Source organism: Bacillus sp. SJS, from assembly GCF_000732485.2.
Taxonomy (GTDB): domain Bacteria; phylum Bacillota; class Bacilli; order Bacillales; family Bacillaceae; genus Metabacillus_B; species Metabacillus_B sediminis.
In genome coordinates this window covers 48,170-66,013 of record NZ_JAQV02000005.1, presented here as the reverse complement: position 1 = coordinate 66,013, position 17,844 = coordinate 48,170, and the positions used below count along the sequence as shown (strand labels likewise).

General features: G+C 44.2%; 19 protein-coding genes and 1 other annotated feature. Of the genes, 16 read left to right on the top strand and 3 right to left on the bottom strand.

Annotated features, from left to right (window positions below; translation table 11 throughout):
* Positions 1-5: 5 nt before the first annotated feature.
* The 7 genes from dnaI to AS29_RS03440 all read left to right on the top strand — a co-directional run bounded on the left by dnaI (position 6) and on the right by AS29_RS03440 (position 6,206).
* The gene (gene dnaI, locus AS29_RS03470; protein WP_035410920.1) at positions 6-938 is read left to right on the top strand and encodes a primosomal protein DnaI; all 933 of its coding nucleotides are present in this window, start codon (positions 6-8) and stop codon (positions 936-938) included.
* A gap of 123 nt (positions 939-1,061) precedes the next feature.
* On the top strand, positions 1,062-1,904 hold the full coding sequence (gene ytxC / locus AS29_RS03465; protein ID WP_035410918.1) for a putative sporulation protein YtxC: 843 nt from the start codon (positions 1,062-1,064) through the stop codon (positions 1,902-1,904).
* Between the two features lie 360 nt (positions 1,905-2,264).
* Positions 2,265-4,196: a threonine--tRNA ligase gene (gene thrS / locus AS29_RS03460; protein ID WP_035410916.1), complete on the top strand. Its 1,932-nt coding sequence runs from the start codon at positions 2,265-2,267 to the stop codon at positions 4,194-4,196.
* A 241-nt stretch (positions 4,197-4,437) separates the two neighbouring features.
* Positions 4,438-4,567 (top strand) — a sequence feature (ribosomal protein L20 leader region).
* A gap of 105 nt (positions 4,568-4,672) precedes the next feature.
* Positions 4,673-5,176: a translation initiation factor IF-3 gene (infC, locus tag AS29_RS03455; protein ID WP_035410914.1), complete on the top strand. Its 504-nt coding sequence runs from the start codon at positions 4,673-4,675 to the stop codon at positions 5,174-5,176.
* A 21-nt stretch (positions 5,177-5,197) separates the two neighbouring features.
* A complete protein-coding gene (gene rpmI, locus AS29_RS03450) occupies positions 5,198-5,398 on the top strand; it encodes a 50S ribosomal protein L35 (protein WP_035410913.1) in 201 nt (66 codons plus the stop codon).
* Between the two features lie 40 nt (positions 5,399-5,438).
* Complete coding sequence (rplT, locus tag AS29_RS03445; RefSeq protein WP_035410911.1) at positions 5,439-5,798, top strand: 50S ribosomal protein L20; 360 nt, start codon at positions 5,439-5,441, stop codon at positions 5,796-5,798.
* Between the two features lie 135 nt (positions 5,799-5,933).
* The gene (locus AS29_RS03440; RefSeq protein ID WP_035410910.1) at positions 5,934-6,206 is read left to right on the top strand and encodes a DUF1294 domain-containing protein; all 273 of its coding nucleotides are present in this window, start codon (positions 5,934-5,936) and stop codon (positions 6,204-6,206) included.
* Here the strand turns inward: AS29_RS03440 and AS29_RS03435 are convergent.
* Entirely contained in the window at positions 6,203-6,598 is a 396-nt protein-coding gene (locus AS29_RS03435) for a hypothetical protein (RefSeq protein WP_035410908.1), read from the bottom strand. The two genes, AS29_RS03440 and AS29_RS03435, sit on opposite strands and share 4 nt — an antisense overlap.
* A 95-nt stretch (positions 6,599-6,693) precedes the next feature.
* Here AS29_RS03435 and AS29_RS03430 point away from each other — a divergent pair, with 95 nt between their 5' ends.
* Positions 6,694-7,188 carry a dUTP diphosphatase gene (locus AS29_RS03430; RefSeq protein ID WP_035410907.1) on the top strand — a complete coding sequence of 165 codons (495 nt, stop codon included), beginning with the start codon at positions 6,694-6,696 and terminating at the stop codon, positions 7,186-7,188.
* Between the two features lie 70 nt (positions 7,189-7,258).
* Positions 7,259-8,344 carry a M42 family metallopeptidase gene (locus tag AS29_RS03425; protein ID WP_035410905.1) on the top strand — a complete coding sequence of 362 codons (1,086 nt, stop codon included), beginning with the start codon at positions 7,259-7,261 and terminating at the stop codon, positions 8,342-8,344.
* Between the two features lie 253 nt (positions 8,345-8,597).
* Here AS29_RS03425 and sspI read toward each other — a convergent pair whose 3' ends face one another.
* Entirely contained in the window at positions 8,598-8,807 is a 210-nt protein-coding gene (gene sspI / locus AS29_RS03420; RefSeq protein ID WP_035410902.1) for a small acid-soluble spore protein SspI, read from the bottom strand.
* A 114-nt stretch (positions 8,808-8,921) separates the two neighbouring features.
* Between sspI and AS29_RS03415 the strand changes: the two genes are divergently transcribed.
* The 4 genes from AS29_RS03415 (at position 8,922) to AS29_RS03400 (ending at position 14,143) form a co-directional block, all read left to right on the top strand.
* Positions 8,922-9,674, top strand: a complete 753-nt coding sequence (locus AS29_RS03415; RefSeq protein WP_035410899.1) for a TrmH family RNA methyltransferase — start codon at positions 8,922-8,924, stop codon at positions 9,672-9,674.
* 361 nt (positions 9,675-10,035) lie between these two features.
* Positions 10,036-11,070 carry a phenylalanine--tRNA ligase subunit alpha gene (gene pheS / locus AS29_RS03410; RefSeq protein WP_035410896.1) on the top strand — a complete coding sequence of 345 codons (1,035 nt, stop codon included), beginning with the start codon at positions 10,036-10,038 and terminating at the stop codon, positions 11,068-11,070.
* 14 nt (positions 11,071-11,084) lie between these two features.
* Positions 11,085-13,499, top strand: a complete 2,415-nt coding sequence (pheT, locus tag AS29_RS03405; protein WP_035410892.1) for a phenylalanine--tRNA ligase subunit beta — start codon at positions 11,085-11,087, stop codon at positions 13,497-13,499.
* A gap of 131 nt (positions 13,500-13,630) precedes the next feature.
* Complete coding sequence (locus tag AS29_RS03400) at positions 13,631-14,143, top strand: GNAT family N-acetyltransferase (RefSeq protein WP_156505853.1); 513 nt, start codon at positions 13,631-13,633, stop codon at positions 14,141-14,143.
* Between the two features lie 40 nt (positions 14,144-14,183).
* Here AS29_RS03400 and rnhC read toward each other — a convergent pair whose 3' ends face one another.
* Positions 14,184-15,122, bottom strand: a complete 939-nt coding sequence (rnhC, locus tag AS29_RS03395) for a ribonuclease HIII (protein WP_035410886.1) — start codon at positions 15,120-15,122, stop codon at positions 14,184-14,186.
* A 123-nt stretch (positions 15,123-15,245) separates the two neighbouring features.
* Here rnhC and zapA point away from each other — a divergent pair, with 123 nt between their 5' ends.
* The 3 genes from zapA to polX all read left to right on the top strand — a co-directional run bounded on the left by zapA (position 15,246) and on the right by polX (position 17,837).
* Positions 15,246-15,503 carry a cell division protein ZapA gene (gene zapA / locus AS29_RS03390; RefSeq protein ID WP_035410884.1) on the top strand — a complete coding sequence of 86 codons (258 nt, stop codon included), beginning with the start codon at positions 15,246-15,248 and terminating at the stop codon, positions 15,501-15,503.
* An 8-nt stretch (positions 15,504-15,511) separates the two neighbouring features.
* A complete protein-coding gene (locus tag AS29_RS03385; RefSeq protein WP_035410880.1) occupies positions 15,512-16,057 on the top strand; it encodes a CvpA family protein in 546 nt (181 codons plus the stop codon).
* 64 nt (positions 16,058-16,121) lie between these two features.
* Positions 16,122-17,837 (top strand): DNA polymerase/3'-5' exonuclease PolX, encoded by a 1,716-nt coding sequence (gene polX / locus AS29_RS03380; protein ID WP_082883720.1) that lies wholly within the window; start codon positions 16,122-16,124, stop codon positions 17,835-17,837.
* Positions 17,838-17,844: the final 7 nt, after the last annotated feature.

The following is a 17,844-nucleotide window of genomic DNA, read 5'->3' as shown; positions in this document are numbered from 1 at the left end:
CATGAATGGAACCGATTGGAAAATCGATGAAAAACGTTACAAACAGACCTGACTTTAAAAAAAGGCTGAGCTCCTTAAAAGAGGAGGTTTTGGCCAATCCTGATATACAGGCATTCATTTCTGCAAACAGCAGCAAAATTGATGAGGCAGTTATTGAGAGAAGCTTAAATAAACTTTATGAATACACCCAGCAAAGCATTGAGTGCAGAGATTGCCCGAGCCTCGGCCAATGCAAAAACCTCCTGCAGGGCTATCACCCCGAGCTGGTTCTGCAAGGGAAAACCATCGATCTCCAATATGATCAATGTCCAACTAAGGTTGTTTCCGACCAAAGAAAAAAACATGAGTCTTTGATCAAGAGCTTATATATTCCTAAGGATGTTCTCGCAGCCCAGTTTCAGGATATTGAATTTGACGATCATAGCCGTGTTAAAGTTTTTGGGCTGATTAAAGAATTTATGGAAGCTGCTGATCAAAAGAAAAGACAAAAAGGCATTTACCTTCATGGTGCCTTCGGAGTAGGGAAGACGTATATTATGGGTGCGATCGCAAATGAACTTGCCCATAAAAACATTCCCTCCATGCTCGTGTATTTGCCGGAATTTATGAGAGAGCTCAAAAACTCCATTCAGGATTCCACGCTGGATGAAAAAATGGATGCCGTAAAAAAGGTAAAAGTGCTGATGCTTGATGATATTGGAGCCGAGTCCATGTCCAGCTGGACAAGAGATGAAATACTGGGCGTGCTTTTGCAATACCGAATGACGGAAAACCTCCCAACCTTTTTCACTTCAAATTTTGATTTGAAGGAGCTTGAACATCATCTCTCTTATACCCAAAGAGGAGAAGAGGAGAAAGTCAAAGCTGCGCGTATTATCGAAAGAATGAAATACCTGGCCACACCCGTTAAGCTTGAAGGTGCGAACCGCCGCCAGTAAAAACTGTCCATACCGGGCAGTTTTTTTGTACTCTAATTCCATGCAAATTTGGAAAAACCCCTTCTAAACATTATCCGCACTCCATATACATAAAGCAGATGTTCGCTATGGGGGGGACAAACTTTGCTTGAGATTTTCTTTGAATCCGAAAAAGATGCACATTCACTATATTTGTGGCTGCACAGCAGGCCGGATAAAGCCGGGGTGTCCGTCCGGCAGGGAAAGCCGGGATATGTGGAAGCCGAGCAGGATCATAACGGACAAGGGTTTCAAACCTTTCTCGTTCCTGCACTTGCGGAATACATTGCGGAAAAAGTAGAAAATTCCTTTATCATTTCCATCATTCAAAACCAATTTTATTTCACAGATGAAGATGAACAGCAGCAGATCCTCAGCATTGCCCATTCCATTATGGAAGGGGAACGGACAGAAATCCCAAACCTTCAGAAGTTTTCGGATAAAAAGGCCTGCATTGAAGAGGCTCTCACCCAGTTTATTAAACCTGAACTCAGCTTCTCCTTTGAATCGTTCGTCCATTTCCGGCTTCATAATTATCTAAAGCGGCTCACTAAATATGCAGAGGCCGCCATTGAAGAATATAAGCTTGAACAGGAGTATCAGAACTTTATCCAGGTGCTAAGGGATTACTTGCTCCAAAAGCTTTCGGCCTTGCCGGAAATCCATGTGTTCCATCGCAGGCATTTTCTGCTGTTTACGGAGGATTACAGGGAATTAACGGATTCAGAGCTGCGGAGGATGACAGACAAAAACCTGCTTTTCCATCATCCGCTGTATATTGACACAGCTCTGCTTGCACCGCTTGTAAGCATTGCACCGGAAAGAATTTTTCTTTATACAGATGAACCGGATCACGGGATGGTGCAGACGATTCAAAATGTATTTCAGGAACGGGTCATCCTGCATCCGGAAGTTTTGTTTTATTTGAAATCAAAAAAAATCCCTTAAAGCTTCTTGATTTCCTTACAGAAAAAGTCTATAATCGAATCAAATTCAACCACAATCAGTTTCGATGAGGATATGAGGATGCGTGAATGGTTTTCAGAGAGAAAAGGCACTGGCTGAAACCTTTTTAACCGGCAAGGCACACCTTACCCCCTCTGAACTTCAGTCGTGAACAGGTGCGTCCTCACTAATGACTGACGGGCTTTCCCGTTACAGATGTTAGAGCCGAGCATAGGTTTATTTAAATCTTGCCGGGAACTAGGGTGGAACCACGATGAAGCTTTGTATAATTCTGTATACATAACTCGTCCCTTTTACAGGGGCGGGTTTTTTATTTTTCCAAAAACAAAAGGAGTGATCAGGATGTCTGAAGCAATACACATTACATTTCCAGACGGAGCAGTGAAGGAGTTTGTGAAAGGTACGACAACCGAAGACATAGCGGCATCCATCAGCCCGGGTCTTAAAAAGAAGTCCTTAGCAGGAAAGCTTGACGGGACTCTTATTGATCTGCGTACACCTATACAGGAGAACGGGACGATTGAAATCGTCACTCAGGACTCGCCTGATGCACTTGGAATTCTGCGCCACAGCTCGGCCCACTTGCTTGCTCAAGCAATCAAGAGACTATATGGAGAAGTGAAGCTTGGCGTAGGTCCGGTTATTGAAAACGGATTTTACTATGATATCGACATGGAAGAGTCCATTTCATCAGAAGATCTTCCTAAAATTGAAAAAGAAATGCAAAAAATCATTAATGAAAATATTGAGATTGTCCGTAAAGAGGTTTCAAGAAACGAAGCGCAAAAACGTTTTGAAGAAATCGGCGATGAACTGAAGCTTGAGCTGCTTGAAGCGATTCCGGCGGATGAAACAGTGACCATTTATGAGCAGGGTGAATTTTTTGACCTATGCCGCGGTGTCCATGTGCCATCCACTGGAAAACTTAAGGAATTTAAGCTTTTGAGCGTAGCGGGAGCTTACTGGAGAGGCGACAGCAACAATAAAATGCTGCAGCGCATCTATGGAACAGCCTTCTTCAAGAAAGCAGATCTGGAAGAACACATGCGAATTCTTGAGGAAGCAAAAGAGCGCGATCACCGTAAACTTGGCAAGGAATTGAGCTTGTTTACAAATTCTCAAAAAGTCGGCCAGGGTCTGCCAATGTGGCTTCCAAAAGGTGCAACAATCCGCCGGATCATTGAACGTTATATTGTCGATAAAGAAGTCCGCTTAGGCTACGATCACGTTTACACACCAGTAATGGGAAGCGTAGATTTATATAAAACTTCCGGTCACTGGGATCACTATCAGGACGATATGTTCCCTGTGATGAGCATGGATAATGAGGATCTGGTTCTTCGTCCGATGAACTGCCCGCATCACATGATGATTTATAAGCATGATATTCACAGCTACCGTGAACTTCCGATCCGGATTGCAGAGCTTGGAACGATGCACCGCTATGAAATGTCAGGAGCTCTGTCAGGCCTTCAGCGTGTTAGAGGAATGACATTGAACGATGCTCATATCTTCGTTCGTCCGGACCAGATCAAGGAAGAGTTCATCCGTGTTGTCCGTCTTGTGGAAGAAGTCTATAAAGATTTCGGTCTTGAAAATTATTCTTTCCGCCTTTCTTACAGAGATCCGGAGGATAAAGAGAAGTACTTTGATGACGATGCGATGTGGGAAAAAGCGCAAAGCATGCTTAAAGAAGCGATGGATGATCTTGGACATGATTACTTTGAAGCTGAAGGAGAAGCGGCCTTCTACGGTCCGAAGCTCGATGTGCAGGTAAGAACAGCTCTTGGCAAGGATGAGACTCTCTCAACTGTCCAGCTTGACTTCCTCCTGCCTGAACGGTTTGACCTGAACTATGTAGGGGAAGACGGCAAGCAGCACCGCCCGGTTGTGATCCACCGCGGAGTCGTATCCACAATGGAACGTTTTGTTGCCTTCCTGATTGAAGAATACAAAGGTGCCTTCCCGACTTGGCTCGCACCTGTTCAAGTGCAAATTCTCCCTGTATCACCGACTGTGCATTTAGATTATGCGAAAAAGGTACAGGAGCAGCTGCAGGCACTCGGTCTTCGCACAGAACTTGATACACGCGATGAAAAAATGGGCTATAAAATCCGTGAAGCACAAATTCAAAAAATTCCTTACATGCTTGTCCTTGGAGACAATGAAGCAGCAGAAGGGGCAGTGAATGTCCGTAAATACGGAGAGCAGAAATCAGAAACGATCCCTTACGCACAGTTTGCTGAAATGATTTCTAAAGAAGTTAACAGGTAATTATACAGGATCATTCAGGCGGGTTGCACCGGCGCTTTCACAAAGCAAAGTGCAGTGTCTGCGGTGCGAGCGGCTCCAAGAGAGGACCATCCTTTCTCTTGTTGCTGAAACAGGCAGTGAAAAAAATCTATTGCAAACTCTGGACACGTCTGCTACAATCAAAAACAGTGATTCAGTAATGTCGCTTGACTTCCTATAACACAGATGGTATGATGTTTTAGGTTAATTGAATAGTTGTTTGATGAAAAAGCAGAAGCACCCGCTTCTCACCTGATTGACGCAATTTGCAGTTAGCAGGTATGACGAGATCAAAACTTGGTTATTTGAATTCGTAGTGTGGGTGTGTCATGCGCCCGCACTTTTTATATGCTTAAAAATCGCAAAGAAACGCTCAGGATGGTTGACAGCTGAACTTTTGCTGTAGCCAAACACTATTCAGTAATAAACCATGGAGGTGGCTAACTATTAGCAAAGACATGTTGGTAAACGATGGCATTCGTGCTCGTGAAGTGCGTCTAATCGGACAAAATGGTGACCAGCTTGGAATTAAATCACGTCAGGAAGCGCTTGAAATTGCAACACGCGCAAACCTGGATCTAGTAATGGTTGCTGCAGGAGCTAAACCGCCTGTATGCCGGATCATGGATTACGGTAAATTCCGCTTCGAGCAGCAGAAGAAAGATAAAGAAGCACGCAAAAACCAAAAAATCATCAGTATTAAAGAAGTTCGCTTCAGCCCGACTATTGACGAGCATGATTTTAATACGAAACTTAAAAATGCACGCAAGTTCCTTGAAAAAGGCGATAAAGTTAAAGCTTCAATCCGCTTTAAAGGACGTGCTATTACTCATAAAGAAATCGGCCAGCGCGTTCTGGATCGTTTCTCTGAAGCTTGTGCTGACGTGGCAACTATCGAGTCTTCACCTAGGATGGATGGACGCAGCATGTTCTTGGTATTAGCACCGAAATTCGAAAAGTAATCACACGAGGAGGAAACCCCTATGCCTAAAATGAAAACTCATCGCGGCTCTGCTAAACGTTTCAAAAAGACTGGATCTGGTAAACTTAAACGTTCACACGCTTACACAAGTCACTTGTTCGCTAACAAATCCACTAAAGCGAAACGTAAGCTTCGCAAAGGTTCATTGGTTAGCAAAGGCGATTTCAAACGTATTCGCCACATGCTTGATAACATTAAATAATTTCAAAATAGATCGGAAACAAAACTAGGAGGTAAATGACATGCCAAGAGTAAAAGGCGGTACAGTAACACGCAAACGTCGTAAAAAGGTCATTAAATTAGCAAAAGGTTATTACGGTTCCAAACACACGCTTTACAAGGTAGCGAACCAGCAAGTAATGAAATCTTACAACTACGCTTTCCGCGATCGTCGCCAGAAAAAACGTGACTTCCGCAAACTATGGATCACTCGTATCAACGCAGCTGCTCGCATCAACGGTCTTTCTTACAGCCGTCTAATGCACGGATTGAAGCTTGCTGGTATCGAAGTGAACCGCAAAATGCTTGCTGATCTTGCTGTTGCAGATGCAAAAGCATTCGCTCAGCTTGCTGATGCTGCTAAAGCTAAACTAGACAAGTAAGTTTAAAATTAAAGAGGCTGGTTCCTTTACAGCGTGACAGATTGCTGCATCTCCGATATCTTTTAGATAGGGGATTGCCGTACATCTTCCGTGTGAGGGATCGGCCTCTTTTTTGTACGACAGGAGCTGAAAAGAATGATAGGAGCATTGGTGATATTTTACGCAGGGCTAACGGCTGCCGGTTATATGATTATGGCTGCTGATAAACGGAAAGCTGAAAGAGGGCAGTGGAGAATCAGCGAACGGACTCTTTGGCTTGTGTCTTTCGCAGGAGGAGCCTGGGGTTCCTTATTGGGTATGTATAAGGTAAGACATAAAACAAAGCATCCCGGATTTAAGTACGGGATGCCATTGCTCGCGGCAGGTCATGCAGTTCTCGCTATTTATTTAGCTGGGATGCTGTATTAAACGGACGGTTTTTCGTCAAGAAACTCATGAATCGGGCTTTTCCAGTCAATTTTAGCATAAGGATAGCGTTCTTTAACCAGGATTTCCAGATAGCGGAAATCTTCAATGCTGAGACCCTGAAGCTTAGAAACCGTACTGCTCCAGATAAAAATCGAGATGACTTCAAACGACTGGTCTGTAGTACCGAGGTATTTTTCTCCTTCAAAAAGCGCTCCTTTGTAGGTGATGAGAAAGTTTTTCCTGACGTTTTCCTGATCATCGAGGAAGTATAGTTCCTTTCTTTCCCGGGCCAGCTCAAGCTTGCGTTTCGGATTGAGGATAAATTTTACCCCGCGGTAGAGGAGAAAGAAAATAAGCCCAATTAGGAAAAGGCGTATGAGCAAAACAAACATGTTCAGGCCTCCAGCTATTTTTTCTTACATACGTATAACAAGCTAAAAAGGTTTCAAAAAGATGAAAATTTTAATTTAAGAGAGGAGATTTCATCATGAACGTATCGGTACTTTTTGAGATGCAAAGGGAGCTTGACGCGAAAATCAGGCATCAGCATTCTCTGGAACATGAAAACCTTGCTCAGCGGAAAACCCTCGCCCTGCTGGTGGAGCTTGGCGAACTGGCGAATGAAACACGCTGTTTTAAATTTTGGAGCACAAAAGCTCCTTCAGATAAGCAGGTGATTCTTGAGGAGTATGTAGATGGCATTCATTTCATTCTCTCACTTGGAATTGAATATCAGTATGAAAAACAAACGGTCCTGGATCTTAAATCAGGGAGCAGGGACGTCACGCTTACTCATCAATTTCTGATGGTATATGACTCCATATCTTTATTTGACAAACAGCCAAGCCTGAATTCCTATTTGACAGTGTTTGGGGAATATTTATATCTTGGAGAAATGCTTGGATTTACGGCAGAGGATGTAGAGAAAGCGTACCTTCTTAAAAATGAAATCAATCATGAAAGGCAGCAAAAAGGGTATTAGGGATTTTTTGCTGTAATGTCCATTTTTTGAGTATAATAGGGATGAACGATTATTTAAAGGGGGCAGTACAATGGCGCAATTGGATGAAGCTTTGCAAATGCTGAAAGACTTAACGGACGCAAGAGGTATTCCCGGAAATGAACGCGAACCGCGGGAAGTCATGAAGAAATACATAGCTCCATATGCTGATGAAGTGGTAACAGACGGTCTCGGAAGTTTAATCGCAAAGAAGACCGGAGATGAAAATGGTCCGAAAATTATGCTTGCCGGACATTTGGATGAAGTTGGATTTATGGTAACGAGCATTGATGATAAAGGATTTCTGCGCTTTCAGCCGGTAGGCGGATGGTGGGGACAGGTTATGCTTGCACAGCGTGTTACCATCGTAACGCGAAAAGGAGATGTGACGGGAATTATCGGTTCAAAACCGCCTCATATTCTGCCTCCTGAAGTACGCAAGAAACCGGTTGATATTAAAGATATGTTTGTGGATATCGGTGCTTCAAGCAAAAAAGAAGCAGTGGAATTTGGAATCTGTCCAGGAGACCAGATTGTTCCTTATTTTGAATTTACGGTAATGAAAAATGAAAAGATGCTTCTTGCAAAGGCTTGGGACAACCGCATTGGATGCGCAATCGCCATTGATGTCCTGAAGCAGCTGAAAGAAGTGCAGCATCCGAATATCGTATACGGTGTAGGAACTGTGCAGGAAGAAGTAGGACTTCGCGGTGCCAAAACATCCGCTCAGCTTATTAAACCGGATATCGCATTTGCGCTTGATGTCGGAATTGCGGGCGATACTCCGGGAGTTACCGAGAAAGAGGCACTAGGCAAAATGGGAGATGGGCCTCAAATTATTCTTTATGATGCGTCCATGGTTTCCCACAAAGGTCTTCGTGAATTGGTAACAGACACTGCTGATGAATGCGGAATCCCTTATCAATATGATTCTCTTGCAGGCGGCGGAACGGACTCAGGAGCAATCCACGTGACAGCGAATGGTGTACCTGCTTTATCCATTACCATTGCAACCCGCTACATTCACTCCCATGCTGCCATGCTTCACCGTGACGATTACGAAAACACGGTGAAACTGCTTGTGGAAGTTATTAAGCGTCTTGACCGAAGCACGGTTGATTCCATTACGTTTGATTAATATGGAAGCAATGAAAAGGGCTGTCTAATAAGCCTTGCAAAGAGGAAATGATTAATCAAAACCCCCTGAACGCTTTGTGTAAGCATCCAGGGGGTTTTGGTTTTTACATAGTATTTTTGAACAATTATTGTATAGGCTGATTGGAGCGGAAAGCAAGCATCCTGCAGCGGAAATCAGCCAAAACCAATCTGCCCTTAAAATGCGAAAAGTGCTTAGGAAACTGACTAAAACAGACTATCTGGACGCCACTTTCTTACTTCTTCAAGCCATTTTCAAGTGTTTCAAGCATTTCCTGTTTTTCCGTGTTATCGGCATGCTGCCAGATCACTTCGAACAAAACGCCAAGTCCCGGAAGCATTTTTTCTTCTCCGCTTTGGATGGCATCGACAATTGTATGCTCAAGTTCATCCTGGGAATTGCCTGTCACATTGTGAAGTACGGCATTGCGCAAATTTAAGTTCATCGCTTATTCCTCCTTATTAAATAACATCTGACCGTAGCATCTGCTAATTTCAATTTTATTATGTACAGAAGAAAGGATATAATGGAGGGAGCATTGGATAAAGGAGTTTGAACCTTGAAAAGAATTGAATCCGCCCAAAACCCTAAAGTGAAACAATGGCGTAAATTACATACAAGAAAAGAACGCGAGAAGAGCGGGACCTTTCTCGTGGAAGGCTATCATCTTGTGGAAGAGGCTTTAAAGAATAAGCAGCAGGTATCTGAAATCATTTTAGGTGAAAACACGAATATTCCGAAAAACTGGGATTTAGATGGAGTGGACCTGTATTTAGTAACGGAGGATATCCTAAAAGCGTTGGCTGAAACCGAGACGTCTCAAGGAGTATTTGCCGTGTACCGACATCATGAATATAAGGATGAACAGCAGTGGAAAAGAGTACTGCTTCTTGATGCCGTACAAGACCCCGGAAATCTTGGGACGATTATCCGTACAGCAGATGCGGCGGGAATGGACGGGGTAATCCTCGGTGAAGGCACGGTTGATGCCTACAATGCAAAAACCCTTCGGTCAAGCCAGGGATCTATTTTTCATATCCCTGTTGTAAGAGGCAATATTCGTGACTGGATAGAAAACCTTAAAAGCCAATCCATTCCTGTTTACGGTACAGCATTAGAGAATGCATTGCCTTTTAAAGAAGTGGAATCTCAGGACGCTTTTGCGTTAATGCTCGGAAATGAAGGGAAAGGGGTATCCTCTGAACATCTTGCCGGGACCGATCAAAATCTGTACATTCCGATTCATGGCCATGCAGAATCTTTAAATGTCGCCATTGCAGCCGGTATTCTTCTGTACCATTTACGCGGATAAGGTTGCGAATCAGACTTGTTTTCACTATAATAAAGCTATTCAGGTTGTAAAATAAAATATCAGAATCGGCGTTGATGGAGAGCAGTAGTTTGCATGGATTAGCCAATAAGGGAGAAAATGCCTTAGACTGGAAGCATTTTTTTGGCTGCCGCAAATGAATTCACCTCCGTAGCCGGCACCAGGACCGTGTACATACGTAAAGGTGCCCCGGTTAATAACCGTTATCCGTTCCAAAGCGACAGACTTTTTTGCGATCCGCAAAAGTCTTGAACAAGGGTGGTACCGCGAATTCAAACCTCGCCCCTTTACCAGGGGCGGGGTTTTTTTATTTTCCAAACAGCCGTATAAAAGGAGGATTTCCATGCAGGAGCAATTAAAACAATTGCAGCAAGAAGCACTTCAAAAGATTGAAGAGGCAGATGGTTTGAAAAGCTTAAACGACATCCGTGTTGCCTACCTCGGGAAAAAAGGGCCGATTACAGAAGCGTTAAGAGGGATGGGAAAGCTTTCCGCTGAAGAACGCCCGAAAATGGGAGCGCTGGCGAATGAAGTCCGCGAAGCTATTGCCACAAAAATTACCGAAAAGCAAGACCGTCTGGAAAAAGCGGAGGTAGAGAAGAAGCTTGCTGCCGAAACGATTGACGTCACGCTTCCAGGACGTCCGGTCAAAACAGGCAACCGTCATCCGATCACAGCAGTTGTAGAAGAAATAGAAGATCTGTTCCTTGGAATGGGCTACTCCATTGAGGAAGGACCTGAAGTGGAAATTGATTACTTCAACTTTGAAGCCTTGAACCTCCCAAAAGGTCATCCGGCGCGCGATATGCAGGACTCTTTTTACATTACAGATGAAATTTTGCTTCGTACCCACACTTCTCCTGTTCAGGCCAGAACGATGAAGAAGTATGCGGGAAAAGGTCCTGTGAAAATTATTTGTCCAGGTAAAGTTTACCGCCGTGACGATGATGATGCGACACACTCCCATCAGTTCACTCAAATCGAGGGTCTTGTCATTGATGAAAAGGTCAGCATGAGCGATTTGAAAGGAACGCTTGAAGTGTTTGCGAAAAAGATGTTCGGCGATGACCGCGAAATTCGTCTCCGTCCAAGCTTCTTCCCGTTTACAGAGCCTTCAGTAGAAGTGGATGTCTCCTGTTTTAATTGCGGAGGAAAAGGCTGCAGCGTCTGCAAAAAAACTGGCTGGATTGAGATTCTTGGAGCAGGAATGGTTCACCCGAACGTGCTTGAAATGGCAGGGTTCGATTCAAAAAAATATCAGGGGTTTGCTTTCGGCATGGGGCCAGAGCGCATTGCGATGCTGAAGTACGGCATCGATGATATCCGCCATTTTTATACAAATGATCTTCGTTTTCTTAAACAATTCAAAAGAGCGTAACAGGAGGGATATACATGTTCGTTTCCTATAAATGGCTTAAGGACTACGTGGACTTAAGCGGGATTACTGCAGAGGAACTCGCGGAAAAAATCACCCGCAGCGGAATTGAAGTTGAGGGTGTTGAGGTACTGAATCAAGGAATCAGCGGGGTTGTCGTTGGACACGTCCTTGAAAGAGAGCAGCATCCGAATGCAGATAAATTAAATAAATGCTTAGTGGATATCGGCCAGGATGAACCTGTTCAAATCATTTGCGGAGCTCCAAATGTTGATAAAGGCCAAAAAGTAGCGGTCGCTACAGTCGGTGCAGTTTTGCCGGGTAATTTTAAGATTAAAAAGGCGAAGCTTCGCGGTGAAGAATCGAACGGGATGATTTGTTCCCTGCAGGAGCTTGGAATTGAAGGCAAGCTTGTTCCTAAAGAATATGCAGAAGGCATTTTTGTATTTCCGGGGGATGTTCAGCCGGGAGCAGATGCACTCCAGCAGCTGAACCTCGATGATGAAGTTCTGGAATTAGGTCTGACTCCAAACCGTTCTGATGCCTTGAGCATGCTTGGAGTGGCGTATGAAGTAGCAGCCATCCTAAACCGCGAAGTGAAGTTACCTGAGATATCTTATGAAACAGAGGGAGAAAAAACCTCTGACTATATTTCAGTCAACATTGAGGCGAAGCAGGAAAATCCTCACTATACTGCCGCAATTGTGCGTAATGTCACGATAGCTCCATCTCCGCTATGGATGCAAACCCGTTTGATGGCAGCTGGAATTCGTCCGCACAATAACGTCGTTGATATCACGAACTACGTCCTGATTGAATACGGCCAGCCGCTTCATGCTTTCGATTATGACCGTTTTGGTTCAAAAGAAGTAGTCATTCGAATGGCACAAACAGGCGAAAAATTGCTGACTCTCGATGATAAGGAACGGGAATTAAAAGAAGATCAGCTTGTCATAACGAATGGCAAAGTTCCGGTAGCTCTTGCAGGGGTTATGGGCGGTGCGGATTCAGAAGTGAAAGAAGATACGGTAAACGTCCTCCTTGAGTCCGCTTATTTTGACGGACAAACGGTTCGCAGAGCTTCAAAGGACCACGGACTTCGCAGTGAAGCAAGTGCACGCTTTGAAAAAGGGGTAGCACCTGAACGAGTAATTGATGCTGCACGACGTGCCGTTCAGCTCTTGGTGCAATATGCAGGCGGAGAAGCAGCAGAAGGATTTGCGGAAGTGAAACATCACGCCCCAGAGCCTAAAACCATTTTTATCTCCGAAGAAAAAATCAACTCCGTTCTGGGAATGAGCATTTCTGAAGAGGAAATTAAATCCATTTTGCTAAGGCTTGGTTTTGCTGTTGAAACGCAAGGAGATAAGCTTAGTGTAACCGTTCCGACGAGACGCGGTGATATTACGCTTGAAGAGGATATCGTTGAAGAAGTTGCCCGGCTTTACGGCTATGATAACATCCCTTCCACTCTGCCGCTATTCCGTTCAACTCCCGGAAAATTGACCGAGTATCAGGCGAAACGGAGAAAGGTGCGCCAATATCTTGAAGGTGCAGGTCTACTGCAGGCGATCACCTACTCTTTAACCAGCAAGGAAAAAGCGGTTCAGTTTGCCTTGAAGGAAACGGAAATGACGCGTCTTTCCCTTCCAATGAGCGAGGACCGCAGCGTTCTAAGGCAAAGCCTGCTTCCTCATCTGCTCGAAGTGCTGAATCATAATTTATCCCGGCAAATGGATCAGGCAGCCGTCTATGAAACAGGCTCTGTTTTCCTTACTAAGGGCAAAGATGAGCAGCCTGTGGAAAAGGAGCACCTGGCAGGAGCGATTACAGGCCTATGGGAGCAGCATCAATGGCAAGGAGAAAAGAAACCTCTTGATTTCTTCGTAGTAAAAGGAATTCTCGATGGCTTATTCTCTGAGCTTGGACTATCAGAGCAGGTTGAATACAAGGCGGCATCAAGAGAAGGACTTCATCCGGGACGCACTGCTGAATTGTATATCAACGGTGTACTTGCAGGCGCTGTCGGGCAGCTTCATCCCACAATTCAGAAAGAAATGGACCTTTCTGAAACCTATGTATTTGAGCTGATGCTTGAAGACCTGATGGAACAGGAAATCGGTGAAATTCAATACACGGTTATTCCTAGATACCCTTCTATTACACGCGATATAGCGTTAGTTGTAGACAAGGAAGTGGCAGCAGGAGAGATGCTGTCTGTCATTAAAGCAGCAGGCGGAACCCTTCTGAAAGAAGCTGTAATCTTTGATTTATATGAAGGCGACCGGATGGAAGAAGGGAAAAAGTCCGTTGCGTTCTCCATCCTGTACCTTGATCCTGAACGGACGCTTACAGATGAAGAAGTAACTAAAGCACATGAAAAAGTTCTAAATGCGGTATCGGAGAAATTCGGAGCAGCGTTAAGAGGATAATGGAGATGCCGCCTTCTTTTTGAAGGCGGTTTTCTTATGTAAAGGCTTCATACAATAAAAACAGTGACAAATCTGCTGTTTTCTCTTACAATCAAGCCAACTTGATCATCCGGAAGGGGATTAACATGAGTATAAACGAACGGATAGCAAAGGAAATCAATATAGAAGATCATCATATGGACGGACTCTCAAATCTATTAAAGCTCGTGGTAGAGGAAGGCTCTGCCGTAGGGTTTCTGCCGCCTATGCCACTGGAAGCAGCAGCTGAATATTGGAAAAGCCTTCCTGCAGAAGGGGTGATTCTATTTACCGTTGAGATAAATGGAGTAATTGCAGGAAGTGTCCAGCTGCATCTTTCCCTTAAACAAAATGGCCAGCACCGGGCAGAAATTGCAAAGCTGATGACTCATCCGGATTTTCGAAAAAGAGGGATTGCGCGTCTGCTGATGGAAAAAGCAGAGCAGCGAGCGAGGGATGAGCAAAGGAGTCTCCTTGTACTTGATACAAGAGAAGGTGCTCCGTCAAACCATTTGTATGTCTCAATGGGATATACGGCTGCGGGAATGATCCCCGCTTTTGCAAAATCTGCGGACGGAAGCCTGCATTCCACGGTTATTTATTACAAACAGCTCGTCGAGGCATAAAAAAACCCGCCGGAGGGCGGGCGGACACGGAAACAATCAGTTAATGGCGTTTACGGCTTGCAATCGCAAGGGCTTTCTCGGTATTGGCAAAGTGTGACTTCGTATATTGGGCAAGATCCTGTTCCCCGTTTTTTAAAATCAATTTTGCCGCTGCTTCATCCACTTGCTTGCCGGCACCTTTTGGGAGAGTCATCCCCGCTTTTTTTGAAAGCTTTTCGAACTCTTTTACAAAGGAGTAGCGGGCAATAATGGAAGCGGCAGCTACGGCAAGGTGAATTCCTTCCGCCTTCGTACTGAAATAAGTGTTTTTCTTTGAAAAGGTCTGGCCTTTCAGGTGGCTGTAATATATATTTGGATCCACAAACTGATCAATCAGAATTGCTTCTGGCTCTTCGGGATTGATTTTGTCAAGCAAATGCCGGATTGCCTGGTTATGCAGCCATGCCTTCATTTTTCCTTGAGTCATGCCCTTTTTCTGAAGCTCGTTGTATTTTTCATTTTTCAAAACGAGCAAGCTGTATGGCACAGCATGAATGAGGTTTTTCGCAATTTCAATAATTTGTGGATCCTTAAGTCCTTTGGAATCACGAGCTCCCATTTCTTTAATGAGCGGGATATTTTCCTTGCTTACATATGCAGCGACAACGGTAATCGGACCAAAAAAGTCGCCTGTTCCAACCTCGTCAGAACCAATAGCAGAGAGGGATGCGATATTTGGAGGCGGAGCAAAGCCGTTAACGGTTTTGGCAGCAGATTTCGGTTTGGATTCCGCTGGTGCTGAGCCCCAGCGCTGAGCCTCGGTTTCGGCATGCTTGCCCTGAAAAAGAATCTTGCCTGACTTGTAGCCTGTAATGGTGCAGCCCTCTATTTTTGCTGAAAAAACGGCACCTGGGGGAGGCTTTGCAGCCGCGCTGCTTTTGTAGTAATTTGCTGCTTTCATGAGCAGCTCTTGATTTGCCTGAATGACGGAATGGGACAAAAGGATTCTTCCTTCCTTGGTAAATTACGGATTTTCGCCCGGATCATGCTCCACACTGCTTCCCATATTGGAAATAAACGTGTTATGATAAAGATTAGGATTCCGAGGAATGGAGGATGTACGTTGTCGAATCGTTCAAAGACTAAAACGAATGTTGATATATATGGTCAGCAATATTCCATCATAGGAACGGAAAGCACAAGCCATATGCGCCTTGTCGCATCCATTGTAGACGACAAAATGCGCGAAATGAACAGTCATAACCCTTCTCTTGATATTAACAAATTGGCCGTTTTGACAGCGGTGAATGTCGTGCACGAATACTTAAAATTAAAAGAAGAATGCGAGCTTCTGGAAAGAAAGCTTTCAGAAAAGGATTGAATGAAAGTATGCTTGATCTGATCCTGGCAGTCGTACTGCTATTTGGAATACTTACCGGTTTGAGGCGCGGCTTTATTATGCAGCTTGTCCATCTTACCGGATTTATCATTGCTTACATTGTAGCATATTTATATTATGATGATTTAGCTCCTAAACTCGAATTGTGGATTCCTTATCCATCAATGGGAGAAGGACAGGCTGCCATCTCATTTTTTACAGGCGGGCAGCTGGAGGAAGCCTATTACCGTGCAATAGCGTTTGCTATTTTATTTTTCGGTACAAAAATTGTTACGCAAATCATTGGATCCATGCTCGATTTCATAGCTATGCTTCCGGTTATCAAGCAGCTTAACCGCTGGGGCGGGGCTATACTTGGTTTTGCAGAAGTTTATCTCATCGTCTTTATCCTTCTTTTCATCGGAGGTCTGCTTCCAATGGAAAATGTTCAGAATGCTATGAAGAATTCTGCATTATCGAATACAATTGTCCATCATACACCCTACTTTTCCGATAAGGTGAATGAACTCTGGATTCAATATACCGGCAAGTCTTAAACTTCTCATGACGAGGGGTTTTTTCCCATGTTTACGATAAATGAAGAGGTGATGCTGTGTGGCTATACATAAAAAGGACGTCATTAAGCTTCTTGAAACGATTGCTATTTATATGGAACTTAAAGGAGAAAACCCATTTAAAATTTCAGCGTTTCGAAAAGCAGCCAATGCACTGGAGCAGGATGAAAGAAGCTTAAGCTCCATTGAGGATTTCACGAAGCTGCAGGGAATTGGTAAAGGAACGGCAGCAGTCATACAGGATTTTTTGCAAACAGGAGAGTCTGAGGCTTTGGCCGAACTGAAAAAAGAAGTTCCTGAGGGCTTAATCCCTTTATTAAAGCTTCCTGGACTTGGCGGGAAAAAAATTGCCAAGCTGTATAAGGAATTAGGCGTTGACGGTGTTGAATCGTTGAAAAAAGCCTGCATTGAGCATAAAATACAAGGACTGGCCGGATTTGGCATAAAAACAGAAGAAAAAATACTTGCTGCAGTTGAAGATATAGGAAAGAGACCGGAACGTCTGCCTCTTGCTTTTATGCTTCCGATTGCAAGCGATATTGAAGCCTATTTAGCTGAATGCCCTGATATTATCAGGTATTCTAAAGCTGGATCTATCAGAAGAATGGCTGAAACCGTGAAAGATCTCGATTTTATCATTTCAGCTTCTGAACCTGAAAAGGTCAGGGACTACCTTATGAAAATCCCGCACAAAGGTGATGTGATTGCAGGCGGCGATACGAAGGTTTCGGTAGAACTCATGTATGATTTTGCCGTCAGTGCAGATTTCCGGATTGTAAAGGATGAGGAATTTGCATCAACCCTGCACCATTTTACTGGATCGAAGGATCATAATGTCCGCATGCGCCAGCTTGCCAAAGAGCAGGGGAAGAAAATCAGTGAATATGGCGTAGAGGATTTAGAAACCGGCCATATTGAGACCTTTAAAGATGAGGCTGAATTTTTTGCGCGCTTCGGTTTGCCATTTATACCGCCCGAACTGAGAGAGGACGGGAAAGAAGTGGAGGAGCGGGTCAATGTGGATGAGCTAGTCTCAAACGATCAGATCCTTGCTGACCTTCACATGCACTCCACTTACAGTGATGGTGCCTTTACAATAGAAGAAATGGCCAATGCGTGCCGAGCAAAAGGCTACAAGTATATGGCGATAACCGATCATTCCCAGTATTTAAAAGTGGCAAACGGTCTGACACCCGAAAGACTGAGAGAGCAGCGAAAAGAAATTGACCGTCTCAATGAGAAATTCAATGATTTTACCATTCTCGCTGGAGTGGAAATGGATATTCTGCCTGACGGGACACTGGATTACGATGATGAGATGCTGCAGGAGCTGGACATTGTCATTGCGTCCATTCATTCAAGCTTCTCACAGCCAAGAGAAAAGATTATGGAAAGGCTTAAAACTGCTTTAACAAGCCGCCATGTTGATATCATTGCCCATCCCACAGGCCGGCTGATCGGCAGAAGAGATGGATATGATGTGGATATTGATATGCTGATTCAGCTCGCAAAAGAGACGGATACAGCACTCGAGTTAAACGCTAATCCAAACAGACTGGATTTAAGCGCCGAGCATTTGAAAAAGGCTCAGGAGGCTGGTGTGAAGCTCGTCATCAATACGGACGCACACAGCCTGGACATGCTGGAACATATGCCAATTGGCATTTCAACCGCGATAAAAGGAAATGTAAAAGGGGAAAATGTCTTAAATACTTGGGAACTGGATCAGCTTAATCAATTTCTGAACAGACATGATTCCTGAAGATTTG

Coding starts and splice junctions, on each gene's coding strand:
- AS29_RS03435 (WP_035410908.1), bottom strand. CDS start 6,598: ATGTTTGTTTTGCTCATACGCCTTTTCCTAATTGGGCTTATTTTCTTT.
- rpmI (WP_035410913.1), top strand. CDS start 5,198: ATGCCTAAAATGAAAACTCATCGCGGCTCTGCTAAACGTTTCAAAAAG.
- pheT (WP_035410892.1), top strand. CDS start 11,085: ATGTTCGTTTCCTATAAATGGCTTAAGGACTACGTGGACTTAAGCGGG.
- AS29_RS03385 (WP_035410880.1), top strand. CDS start 15,512: ATGCTTGATCTGATCCTGGCAGTCGTACTGCTATTTGGAATACTTACC.
- infC (WP_035410914.1), top strand. CDS start 4,673: ATGTTGGTAAACGATGGCATTCGTGCTCGTGAAGTGCGTCTAATCGGA.
- rplT (WP_035410911.1), top strand. CDS start 5,439: ATGCCAAGAGTAAAAGGCGGTACAGTAACACGCAAACGTCGTAAAAAG.
- dnaI (WP_035410920.1), top strand. CDS start 6: ATGGAACCGATTGGAAAATCGATGAAAAACGTTACAAACAGACCTGAC.
- AS29_RS03430 (WP_035410907.1), top strand. CDS start 6,694: ATGAACGTATCGGTACTTTTTGAGATGCAAAGGGAGCTTGACGCGAAA.
- AS29_RS03425 (WP_035410905.1), top strand. CDS start 7,259: ATGGCGCAATTGGATGAAGCTTTGCAAATGCTGAAAGACTTAACGGAC.
- sspI (WP_035410902.1), bottom strand. CDS start 8,807: ATGAACTTAAATTTGCGCAATGCCGTACTTCACAATGTGACAGGCAAT.
- AS29_RS03440 (WP_035410910.1), top strand. CDS start 5,934: ATGATAGGAGCATTGGTGATATTTTACGCAGGGCTAACGGCTGCCGGT.
- thrS (WP_035410916.1), top strand. CDS start 2,265: ATGTCTGAAGCAATACACATTACATTTCCAGACGGAGCAGTGAAGGAG.
- pheS (WP_035410896.1), top strand. CDS start 10,036: ATGCAGGAGCAATTAAAACAATTGCAGCAAGAAGCACTTCAAAAGATT.